This window comes from Porticoccus sp. W117, assembly GCF_030341905.1.
In the GTDB taxonomy this organism is placed as follows: Bacteria; Pseudomonadota; Gammaproteobacteria; order Pseudomonadales; family Porticoccaceae; genus SCSIO-12696.
The window spans coordinates 1-11,572 of sequence record NZ_JATAAF010000029.1; the positions used below are offsets into that span (position 1 = coordinate 1).

9 protein-coding genes are annotated in these 11,572 nt (G+C 47.2%); 7 read left to right on the plus strand and 2 right to left on the minus strand.

The genetic code is table 11. The annotated features are described in order from the left end of the window. Positions 1 to 111 precede the first annotated feature (111 nt). The 7 genes from QSV34_RS13970 (at position 112) to QSV34_RS14000 (ending at position 10,766) form a co-directional block, all read left to right on the plus strand. Positions 112 to 2,031, plus strand: coding sequence for a peptidase domain-containing ABC transporter (locus tag QSV34_RS13970; protein WP_289155703.1), 1,920 nt, complete (start codon positions 112 to 114; stop codon positions 2,029 to 2,031). 62 nt (positions 2,032 to 2,093) lie between these two features. Beyond that, entirely contained in the window at positions 2,094 to 3,143 is a 1,050-nt protein-coding gene (locus QSV34_RS13975; protein WP_289155705.1) for a TlpA family protein disulfide reductase, read from the plus strand. Between the two features lie 976 nt (positions 3,144 to 4,119). After that, a complete protein-coding gene (locus tag QSV34_RS13980) occupies positions 4,120 to 4,485 on the plus strand; it encodes an ABC transporter permease (protein ID WP_289155707.1) in 366 nt (121 codons plus the stop codon). 120 nt (positions 4,486 to 4,605) lie between these two features. Then, the gene (locus QSV34_RS13985; protein WP_289155709.1) at positions 4,606 to 5,859 is read left to right on the plus strand and encodes an efflux RND transporter periplasmic adaptor subunit; all 1,254 of its coding nucleotides are present in this window, start codon (positions 4,606 to 4,608) and stop codon (positions 5,857 to 5,859) included. A gap of 33 nt (positions 5,860 to 5,892) precedes the next feature. Further along, positions 5,893 to 6,585 carry an ABC transporter ATP-binding protein gene (locus tag QSV34_RS13990; protein WP_289155711.1) on the plus strand — a complete coding sequence of 231 codons (693 nt, stop codon included), beginning with the start codon at positions 5,893 to 5,895 and terminating at the stop codon, positions 6,583 to 6,585. 116 nt (positions 6,586 to 6,701) lie between these two features. Continuing rightward, a complete protein-coding gene (locus QSV34_RS13995) occupies positions 6,702 to 8,156 on the plus strand; it encodes a TolC family protein (RefSeq protein ID WP_289155712.1) in 1,455 nt (484 codons plus the stop codon). A gap of 60 nt (positions 8,157 to 8,216) precedes the next feature. Further along, complete coding sequence (locus QSV34_RS14000) at positions 8,217 to 10,766, plus strand: ABC transporter permease (protein ID WP_289155714.1); 2,550 nt, start codon at positions 8,217 to 8,219, stop codon at positions 10,764 to 10,766. Between the two features lie 147 nt (positions 10,767 to 10,913). Here the strand turns inward: QSV34_RS14000 and QSV34_RS14005 are convergent, their stop codons facing one another. After that, positions 10,914 to 11,297 carry a type II toxin-antitoxin system RelE/ParE family toxin gene (locus tag QSV34_RS14005; protein WP_289155717.1) on the minus strand — a complete coding sequence of 128 codons (384 nt, stop codon included), beginning with the start codon at positions 11,295 to 11,297 and terminating at the stop codon, positions 10,914 to 10,916. A 5-nt stretch (positions 11,298 to 11,302) separates the two neighbouring features. After that, the gene (locus QSV34_RS14010) at positions 11,303 to 11,530 is read right to left on the minus strand and encodes a ribbon-helix-helix domain-containing protein (protein ID WP_289155719.1); all 228 of its coding nucleotides are present in this window, start codon (positions 11,528 to 11,530) and stop codon (positions 11,303 to 11,305) included. Positions 11,531 to 11,572: the final 42 nt, after the last annotated feature.

Consider the following 11,572-nt stretch of genomic DNA (forward strand, 5'->3'; position numbering starts at 1 on the left):
GTTGAGGCCGGGAATGAGAGTGAGGTGCCGCTTAATGTATCCATAATAGGTGTCCACTTAATAATAGGTGGACACCATCATTATGCGTTCAGAACCGGATCGGTAGATGTGTTGGCCGGACGCTTACTCAAGAAGGTCGTGCCTGGTAAATACATCGTCATTCACGATCCAGCGGGAGGTGTACGCAAGCTCACCTACAAACAGGCCAGTGCCCAATTTACCGGCGTGGCTCTGGAATTAACCCCCACAACCCAATTTGAAGCCAAAGACGAACGCAAAACCCTAAAACTCACCACCTTCTTTAAAGGCGCTGTGGGTATTAAACGCTTCCTATGCCAGCTGTTGCTGTTCTCTGGTGCCTTACAACTGTTTGCTCTCCTTAGCCCCCTCTACCTGCAAACGATCGTTGACAAAGTACTTATGAGTGGTAATGGAGCAACCAGTACAAGCCAAACAGCCGGTGGCCTGTTGCTGGCTTTAGGATTGGGCTTTGGCCTGGTGTTGCTACTCAAGGAGATGATTGGTGCCTTCAGAGGCTATGTGGTTTCCTGCCTGGGCAGCTCCTTTAGTTTCCAGCTCAACAACAATCTGCTGCGCCATTTACTCAAACTTCCTCTGTCTTACTTCCAAACCCGTCATATGGGGGATGTGGTCTCCCGCTTTGGCTCGTTGGAACAAATCAAAAACCTGCTGACTAACGACCTCATTACCGTATTGGTGGATGGGGTTATGGTCATAGCCGCACTGGCTTTGATGCTTACCTACAGCCCCACACTGACAGCAGTGGTTGTGGTCGCTGTTATTGCTTTCTACGCCATCCGTATGGCCTTGTATAAACCCATACGCCACCTTACCGAAGAACAAATCGCCGCCAGTGCCAGCAACAGTTCCAACTTTATGGAAACGGTGCGAGCCATCCAGGGCATCAAAATCTTTGGCAGAGAGTTGGATCGGCAACAACTGTGGCAAAACACCGCCGTCAACCAATACAACTTGGATATTCGCTTGGGTAAATGGAACCTGGGTGTTGGTGCGTCCCAAGGCATCCTCTTTGGGCTCGAAAACATTCTGGTGATCTACCTAGCCGCTCACCTGGTCATGGCCAACCAGTTTACGGTAGGCATGCTCACTGCCTTCTTGGCCTACAAACTCCAATTCACAGGTGCAGTTGCCAACTTAGTGAACAAATGGGTGGAGTTCAAAATGCTCAGCCTGCACCTGGAACGGATAGCAGACATCGCTTTGGCTGAACCAGAAGTGGATGAAAGCGAACTGACTGACCTGAAGCTCGCACAGATCAAGAAAGACCACAAAGACAATACAGGCAGCCCCTTTAAAGGGCACCTTACCCTTAACAATATCCACTTCCAATACGCCGATGGCGAGCCCAAAGTCATCGACGGCACAAGCATCGACATAAAATCTGGTGAATCCGTGGCCGTCGTTGGCCCCTCGGGCTGTGGCAAAACCACCCTGATGAAAATTGCCATGGGCTTACTTGATCCGCAGGAGGGCGCAATACACCTCGATGGTTACAACATCAACGACATTGGCAAAAAGAACTACCGCAAACAGATTGCAGCCGTGATGCAAGACGATCAGCTGCTGTCCGGCACCCTTGCTGACAACATTGCCTTCTTCGACCCAGATCCAGACCAAGAAAAAATCGAGCAATGCGCCAAACAAGCAGCCATTCACGATGACATTCAAAAAATGCCTATGGGCTACAACAGCCTGATTGGAGATATGGGCAGCAGCTTGTCGGGTGGGCAAAAGCAGAGAGTCCTTCTTGCACGAGCACTCTACTCAGAACCGAAAATCCTGTTTCTGGACGAAGCCACAAGTCATTTGGATGCGCATACAGAGCTCCTTGTAAGCAATTCAATCAGTCAGCTAAGTGTCACCAGAATTATTATTGCGCACCGGCAGGAAACCGTTGAAACGACAGATAGGGTCATTTCGCTAAAATTACCAATATATGACACAGCAATCAAAAGAAGAAATGTAAATAAAAATAGTGAAACCTCTTGAACTATTTTTCCCGAAAATGGAAATCCAAAACATAACACTCAATATGACAATGGAGAAAAAGGATGGAAGCACAAAAATCTATAGATCAACCAAATCTCATTGACAAAAAACAAAAGTTCCATGATCAAAATAAGGCATCAAAAAACAAGCTAAGCAACATTGAAGAATTAGTTTTACTTGGGCTGCAACCCTTAAGTCCAGACAAGAGAAAGAAGCTATATATTTTTCTGAAAAAATATCATTCAGATAACTCAGAGTTGAAATTTCTTTTTAGCAATGGCGCTAATGCCTTTGGGCTAACAAGAGAGCTAGATACCTTAACTCACAAAACAATAGAGAATACCTCCAACTCCGAAACTAAGGCAGCCGCACTACACACTCTCGCATCTGGTTATTTTGATGTTTCTAACATTTTGGCAATTCTACAGACAAACAGCATTTCTCTTGAGTTTTTCATGAAGCAGACCATGGGCGACAACCTAAAAGTCATGTCAGATTATTTCCATAATGAAATGAAAAAATGGGAGATATATAGCTGGGAAGAAATTAAAGAAAAATCATTAAAATATTCATTAGAGATCATAAAAAACCATAATAAATCAAGATTCTACACTTTTTCACTTGACAAACAAGGAAACCCTTCAGAAAAGCCTTTTGGTCGAATTAAAAAATCTGCAAAAAGTATAAAATCTGCCATCGAGAAGGCTTCCACTGGAACCATTATTAAAAAAATATGTATTAACGATTTTCAGGGGAAAGCGAACAACATCTTAATTAAAAAAAATGAAATATATATGTTTTATGTATGGTCAAGTCAATGCGACCCATGCAAAGAGAATACACCGCTTCTAGAAAGAATACTTTTAGACAACAAAAGCAGAGAATACAAAATAAACACAACCCTACTAAGCATGGACGACAAGATTATTAAAAGCCCAATCCAGGAATCAAGAAACATATCAATTGGCCCAAAGAACAAGATCTTGCATGACTGGATGATACATGAATATCCGACTGTCATCTTAGTTGATCACAAACAAACCATACGATATAGGGGCGGATTTAAAGAAGATCTACTCAAAAAAATAATTCATAAAATTCAGATTGAATAACTTTAACTTCATAAAAAAGGAGGACCGAAAACAAAAAATTAACATAACGAAAAATTCATAAAATATTGAGGAAAACCTATGAAAATCTATGATTCAATATATTACCAAGAAAGAGAGAATTTAATAGCTGACTTAGGAGAACTAGACTCCACACATGTCACTGGCGGAGGAATTGGTTTCCGCTGTAGCTACAAATGTGTCGGAGGGAGGTGCATATCAAATGCTTATGAGTGCTACGAGCTGGAGCCTCCCAGGCAGGGCGTGCCGGCCGAATGTGAAGATTGCCCGCCAGGAAAACACTGCTGCAGGCCATTTTAAATATTAGAATAAGCCCTTCTTTTTGGCAGACCCAAAAGAAGGGCTCTTCCGTAAAAAACTTAAAAATTAGCCTTATTTAATTTAAAGAGGCTTCTACTTAGATGAATTTCTTGATCACTATTAGCCACCAAAAACCCCAATGGACACTATTTTTTACAGCCACTTGCTACTACCTTACGCAATTTAACTAAACGCCGATTACATTCAGCAATCAATTTTTCTTGTATTGATACATAATTTTCTTGGCATTTTTAACTTATCGAATTAATTTCAATAAATAGCTTGTTGCCTATAAACGTACCTATCAGGTAAATAAAATTCGAGCAACATTAGATGAAGTTAAGCTTTTCATATTGAAAAGATTCAAAACTTAATACGACAAAATCATCGCCAGCCTGCCAAACATTAAGCAACATTCTATTATCAAGTTCAGCCACATAATAGTTGGAAATCAATACGCACAGGATTAGGCGGCTTACTACACAGACGACAGTTGTGTTTCTATTTGCAATTTTTTAACAATGGATAAAACTACTGAACCCCTGACAGCACAACCAAACTAAGCGATCACTACTGAATCATTTGCCAAAAAAAGTATTTTGTAACACAATTGCCGGCGGAAAATACTCTGCTCATAGAGAACGGATATTTATTCATAGTGAGCAATGAAAGGCTTCCCTACAAATATCCACCTTGCTACTATGCCGTTTCCACCTTTACTGCACAGTGTCGCACCCGGGAAATCGGCATTCGCAAAGTGATGGGTTGTTCCAGCACAAGGCTGACTGGGCGCCTGGCCTGGGACTTCTGCAAACCGGTTTTTATTGCCCTGGCCATTGCCATACCCTTGGCCTACATTGCCGCCAACCAGGTAATTCAACACTTTGCTGCGCGCATACCACTGGAATGGATCACCTTTGGGCTGGTGCCCTTAATCACCATCGCTATTGCTTTGATTACCGTCAGTGGCCATACCATCAAGGCAGCACAAACCAACCCGGTGAAAGCGCTGAAGCACGAATAGCAATAATGTAAATTACGGGAAAGTTAGGCAGGGTTTGTTGGCAAATATGTTTCTATGCAACCTTATCAGCCATGCGCCCTGCACACACAAGACTCAATCAAACAACAGGATCAACTGACCATGGGAATGGATCGCGCCATCAAGAAAAAGCGCTGGACCGCAAAACGCATTATCTGGCTGAGTATTATTGTTGTCGCAGGCTCATCCCTGGCCTGGGCCACCCTCAACGTCAGCAACAAAAGTACCCGCCGCATCAATGCGGACTACCTGACCATCGCCACTGTAAACAGTGGCCAGTTCCGCGATTTCACTTCGGTGCAGGCCACAGTAGAGCCCAGGCAGTCCCAACCGGTAAATATTCTGCAAGGGGGCACCGTGGCTGAAATATTGGTGGAGGAAGGCGACATTGTTCAGGCCGGCGACCCACTGGTGCGTTTTGAAGACCCGGACTTTGAACTTAGCGTGCTGGAAAAGGCAGGCAATATTTCCGACCAGATCAATAACAACAACGAATCCCGTTTGCGTCTGGAACAAGACCTTCGTAGCCTGAAAACCCAATTGTTGGACAGGGAATATGAGCTGAAACTGACTCAACGTGATATTGCCACCAAAGAATCCCTATTCAAAAAACAGTTGGTGAGCCGCGATGAAATGGAGCGCCTGCGAGACGATCTGGAATACAAAAAACGCAAGCTCGACCAACTGAAAGCCGACCTGGACGAAAAGAAAAAACAGTACCCGGAAAAACTCCAATTACTGGACGACAGCGACAAGCGCGCCAAACTGCGTTTGCAGAGTGTTGAAAAAAGCATCGACAAACTCATTACTCGTGCCCCCATCAGTGGCCAACTGATCGAAATGGATATTGAATTGGGCCAGCGCAAAGGCGCCGAAACGTTGGGCCGTATCGACGATATCAGCGCCTTTATTCTCTCTGCAGACGTGGGCGAGTACTACATCAACCGGGTAAAAAAAGGCCAAGCCGCCACCTTTACCTACAACGGCAACCAGTACCGCGCCACGGTGGACAAAGTGTTCCCCACCATAACCAACGGCGCCTTTAAAATCCGTCTGGCCTTTGAACAGCAACCGAGCAATATGCGCCGTGGCCTGACCCTGCAACTGCAGCTGGAACTGGGAGCTGCCAGCCATTCCCTGCTGCTGGCAGACGGTGCCTTCTACCAGGACACCGGCGGCAACTGGGCTTTTGTGCTGGATGCCAGCGGCCAAGTCGCCACCAAGCGCGACATCAGCGTTGGCCGCCGCAACAGCGAAGTGATGGAAATTCGCAGCGGCCTGCGGGAAGGAGAACAAGTGATTGTTTCCAGCTACAGCGGTCTGGAAGGTATTGATGAAGTGATTTTGACGAAATGACAGCAAAATTTTACTAAGGAAAGGAAAAACACCATGCTAAAACTCACCGGTCTGACCAAGCGCTTTGCCACCGACGAAGTGGAAACCACCGCCCTCAATGGCATCGATCTGGAAATTAACGACGGCGAATTTGTCGCCGTGATGGGACCATCCGGTTGTGGCAAATCCACCTTGCTTAACGTGGTGGGCATGTTGGACACGCCAGACGGCGGCAGCTACCAATTCGGTAGCGAAGAAATTGCCAACTACAACGAAAACCAACGTGCCGAACTGCGCAAGCAGAACTTGGGATTTATATTCCAGAGCTTTAACCTGATCGACGAACTCACTGTGCACGAAAACGTCGATCTGGCATTGCTGTATCAGGGCGTACCCGCCAAAGAGCGCAAACAGCGTGTCACCGAAGTGCTGGAACGGATGAACATCGCCCACCGCGCCAAACACTTTCCGCAGCAACTTTCCGGTGGCCAACAACAGCGCGTCGCCATTGCCCGTGCTCTGGTGGGCAAACCCAAACTGGTACTGGCAGACGAGCCCACCGGTAACCTGGACAGCAAACACGGGCAGGAAGTAATGGGCATGATCACCGACCTTAACAAAAACGGCACCACCGTACTGATGGTGACCCACTCCGAAGAGCATGCCCAATACGCTCACCGCGTAGTGCACATGTTAGATGGTCAGGTGATTTCGCAATCTGCGGATGCGGTTAAAGAAGCGGTTTAAACGTCACTTTCATAAGACGCTGGATTGCTTCGCTGCGCTCGCAATGACAAACAGCGCTCCGTCATTGCGAGCGCAGCGAAGCAATCCAGTGTCTTCAAAGCACACAAGGAACCTCTGTGAAAAAAACTCTGCTCAGCGCCGCTCTATTGTTTTCCGTTAGCCACGCCACTCAGGCGGAATCTCTGGCGGATATTTACCGGCAAGCACTGCTCAACGACCCCACTTACCTGAGCGCCGAAGTGGAGATGAAAATTGGCGAAAACGGCGACTTTAAAGCCTGGGCAAACTTTTTGCCGAAATTAAATATCGATCCAAGTGGCAACTACAACCGCTCTACAGATGCCGACCTTGAACAAACTCGCGATGGCGTTGAGCAACCGATTGTTCCCGGCAGCTCCCGAACATTTAAAAACGCTTCTTTAGGCAGACTGACATTTAATCTGGGTATTAATGATTGGTTCCAATTCAAAAACAACCTGATGGAAAACGATTTGGCTCAGGCTACTTTTGCCAAAGCGCAGCAGGAACTGATTATTCGGGTAACCGACAAATATTTTGCGGTTCTGGAAGCACACGCCGACTTGCAGGCCAAACAAAAAGCGGAGGAATACAATCGCTTGCAACTGGATCTGGCAGAGGAACGTTTAAAAGAGGGGCTGAATACCATTACCGACACTCACACCGCGCGCAACAATTATTACAGCGCCCAGATCGAAAGCCAGCAGGCGTTACTGACTTTTGACCAGGCCTTTGAGGAACTGACGCTGTTAACCGGCAAAGCTCATCACTCTCTGGATGGTTTTGGCCAGGACATACCAGCCCCTGACCCGGCGCCTCTCGATTCGGACAAGTGGGTCAGTGCCGCTATTGAAAACAGCTACGATTTAAAAATATCCAAGATCAATCGGAACCGTGCACGCAATACCAGCAAGGCCGATAAGTATTTTTACCTGCCCAATGTCAATGCCACCGTTAACGGCTCAACCTACAGCAGCTCCCCTTCCAGCAGTCGCATTCAACAAATCCCCATCCAAAACCCGGATGGCACCATTACATTTATCGAGAGTGAAACCGTTACGCCATCAACTCGTACCATCCGTGAAGGTGGCAATAATGTAAGAATAGATTTATCCATTCCTTTGTTCGGCGATAACGGCCTGAGCTGGATCGACCGCAAGGAAAAAGCCCAGCGGGAGCAGATCGCCCAACAGAACTTTGTGAAATCTTACCGCCAGACGGAATTTACCGTGCGCAGTAACTTTATATCTCTGCGCAATCAGAAAAAGCGTCTGGAGCTGGAAGAAAAACGTTTGAATGAAGCAGAACTGGCTTACGAAAAAACCAGAATTGAATACGAGCATGGCACTAAAAATTTGATTGAATTGACCAGTCAGCAACAGAGTCTGCTCAATTCACAAATCGCCCGCAACAACGCCCAGTACAACTACATCGAAAGCCTATTGAGATTAAAACAGGAAGCCGGACAACTGACCCCGGCAGATGTGTTGGAAATTGACAGTTGGCTGAATAACAAAGGCGCTATTAACGCCACTCAGCGAAGCACTCTATAAACGGTAGCCCAGACTACCCAGGAAAGCAAAAGGCAATAATAACAACGCAACGGAGGCACCATGTATAAAAATTACCTGCTGATTGCCTGGCGTAATATTCTCCGCCAGCCACTTCACTCCACCGTAAAAATCCTTAGCCTGACTCTGGGCATTACCTGTTTTATCGCCATGGCGCTTTACGCCCGTTATGAGATGACTTTTGATCGGGATTTTACTGATAATGGGGAAATCTATCTGACGCAAACACCTTTAGGCAATATACCCATCCCCATTAGAAGTATCAATTGGGCCCAGAAAATCAATAACATGAAACTGGAAGAGGTTCAGCTAATTACCCCGATTGGTTACGACCACTATGGATCACTATCAGTAGCTGACCTCAATGTAAATGAGCACACTATTTATGTAGAAGAAGATTTCTTTAAGCTGTTCCCCAGCCCTGTATTATCCGGCTCTCTGATTGACCAGCTCAACCGACCGGATACCGTTATTCTCACTCGAAAAAGTGCCGAGCGTCTGTTTGGCACCGCAAGCTGCGCTGGACAAACATTACAGTTTAAGGCCGTACCTAACTCAGCAACTGCTATTACCGCAACTGTTGCTGCAGTCATTGAAAACTACCCTGTCAATTCCTACCTGGGAGGAATGAATCTTGGCGCCATTACCAATCTGGCGCACTACAAAAACCAGCAAAAATTTCGGGCAGACTTACCTTCTGCTGTATTTGCACGCCCTTCACCCGGGGTCAGTAAACAGCAACTGCAACAGGTATTAGACAAACACTATCAAAACAGCCCCCAGGCAAAGCAATTTAAACGCTTTTTTCTGACATCACTGTCTGAGGCGAATCTTACCCAAAATGCAAAGTTCTCTTTCGTAAATATGAAAGACCAGACTAAATCCGTCCGTATTTACGGCGGATATATTGCCAACACAGCACTGCTTCTGGCGGGTCTTTTTTTGTTTATTGGCTGTACCAATTTTATCAACCTGACTACCGCTCAATCCGAGCTGCGCCAGCGGGAAATTTTCCTGCGCCGCACCTTTGGCGCACGGCGCAGCAACATCGCTATTCAATTTCTCTGCGAAACTTTGCTGATTGTATTAATTGCTACAGCCTTGGCGGTGCTGCTTACAGAGCTCACGCTGCCGGCAATTTCCAAATTGCTAGAAGCAGATATTACCACCGGCAGTGGCACCGCATCGGATTTGTGGCTACTGGTATTGATCAATATCCCCCTGACTACCCTGCTAGCCGGTGGCTACCCGGCATTTGTTCTGTCCCGCGGGGCTCTGTTTAAAAACAACGGCAGACCACAAAAAAACCGGCTGAGAAAAGTACTGACTGTTTGCCAGTTCGCTTTTGCCGGGCTGTTTATTCTTTCAGCTGCTTTTGTGCAGCAAAATCTGCACAACCTGAAAAATACCGATATGGGCTATAACACCAAGCGTCTGGTCCGATTTATGTCACCATTTCAAAATATGGATCAGAAAAAAACTGGAGGCCTGATGTTGACTCTTTTGGAGCGACTGGATCGGGAAGCAGACATAAAGGCTACCACCGTTACACCTCCCACTTATACTCGCTTACTACATCGCATTGAAGCGAAGCGTTTTGACTCACCAGACAGTTCCTATAGCCATACGGATATGGGAAAAGTAACCCCAGGATACTTCCATTTTTTCAATATTCCCATGGCAGCAGGCCGTGAGTTCCATACAGAACGGGCTTCAGAACAAAGCGACATAATAAGTGCATTTGATTTCAATAAGGAGCTTGCAGAAAAAAGCCATTACATAGTAATTACTGAGGAATTCTCCCGGGCACTGGGTTTTCCATCTGCCGCTGAAGCTATAGGGGAAAGAATCATTATTCGTCAACGCTTAGTTCTTCCTCCAGGTACAAAACTGTCTGCAGAACAAGCGGAGAGATTTGAAAAGAGCCTGAAGGCCCGTCAGGAAAACAAATTAACAGCCACTATAATTGGCGTAACCAATAACTATATTTCCGGCGCCCCCACCGGCAGAAGTAATTTTGGCATTCTCATCTGGACGAAAGAGCCTCCGTTCGCATTAAGCCTGTACCTGGACAGCCGAGGTAGTACCAGTGTTCAACAACAACTGGATACCATCAAGGCAATAATGACGGATATCGACCCTGGCGCTGTTTTCAAGCCCGAGTTTATTGAACAGCAACTGGCAGACGAACTCCTGCCCCTGCAGCGCGCTACTCAGGGGTTGGTGACCATAACCGCACTGGCCCTGCTGATTGCCGCCCTGGGCATTTACGCCATGGCCGCCCACAATGTACAGCGGCGCACTAAGGAAGTAGGTATTCGCAAGGTACTGGGGGCATCGGTAAACAACATTACCCAGATGCTGGGGTTAAGTTTGCTCAGGCCGGTACTGCTCGCCCTGGCAATCGCCCTGCCCTGTGGCTATGTAGCACTAAAAACCCTGCAACAATATATGCCCATCCAGATCGATATCGGCAGCATCCCGTTTATTGCCGCCGCAATCATTACCCTGGCAGTCGCCCTGTTAACCGTTGTCGGCCACACCCGCCGAGTGGCCAAAAGCGACCCGGCAATGGCGCTGCGGGCGGAGTAATACTTGTAACCCGTCATCCTGAGCCCGCGCAGTGGGCGTCGAGGACGGCACGTAGAGCCGAACACCAAGGATGGTGTGAGTCAATCTCACAAGCATCAAAGTTATGAGATCCTCACGTCGCCTACGGCTCCTCAGGATGACGGGAGACTAGAGATGCTTCCTCTGATTCAAAGCTGCAAAGACTTCCCGAAGCTGCTTTCGAATCATAAATCCATTGGCATTGAGAATGGTCGGGACATCCCGGGTCTGGCGGATAAGGGCGACAATAACAATGCCTTTGCCACTGACAGGAATATAAACGAGGTAGTGTTCCCGAACGGGGTACACATTCAATTCCGCTGTATTGGAAACATGCTCCATGGCTGCGAAGCGCTCAGGGTTGCGGGCAATACGCTCGGCGTATTCGTGCAAATCCGCAAAATACTGTTTGGTCAGCTCTCGCCCCCAACGAGATAACGACCACAGCCTCACCTCCCGAAAGTCATGCTCAGCTGTTTCCGTAAGTACATAGTGCCTTTGCTTCCTTGCCATGAGTGTTAGTCCTCTTCGGCAATATCCAGAATGGACTTATCTGAGAGGCGACCCTGAGCCAGGTCATCCAGCCCCTTCATCACATGGGCTAGCGTCGATTGGGATTGCATATCCCTGCGAATCAGGTCTCGCAGATATTCACTGGGCGTCGCGTAGAGATTCGCATCCCCCGTACGACTATCCACAAAGGCTCGCAATTCGTCGGTCAGGGACAGGTTCATGCTGCTGGCCATAGTCGGCAACTCCTTAAGGTATTACTGCCGACCCTAGACCTA

Excerpts from the sequence above, each read along its gene's own strand:
- QSV34_RS13975 (WP_289155705.1), top strand. The coding sequence starts at position 2,094 with ATGGAAGCACAAAAATCTATAGATCAACCAAATCTCATTGACAAAAAA.
- QSV34_RS13985 (WP_289155709.1), top strand. The coding sequence starts at position 4,606 with ATGGGAATGGATCGCGCCATCAAGAAAAAGCGCTGGACCGCAAAACGC.
- QSV34_RS13990 (WP_289155711.1), top strand. The coding sequence starts at position 5,893 with ATGCTAAAACTCACCGGTCTGACCAAGCGCTTTGCCACCGACGAAGTG.
- QSV34_RS14000 (WP_289155714.1), top strand. The coding sequence starts at position 8,217 with ATGTATAAAAATTACCTGCTGATTGCCTGGCGTAATATTCTCCGCCAG.
- QSV34_RS14005 (WP_289155717.1), bottom strand. The coding sequence starts at position 11,297 with ATGGCAAGGAAGCAAAGGCACTATGTACTTACGGAAACAGCTGAGCAT.
- QSV34_RS14010 (WP_289155719.1), bottom strand. The coding sequence starts at position 11,530 with ATGGCCAGCAGCATGAACCTGTCCCTGACCGACGAATTGCGAGCCTTT.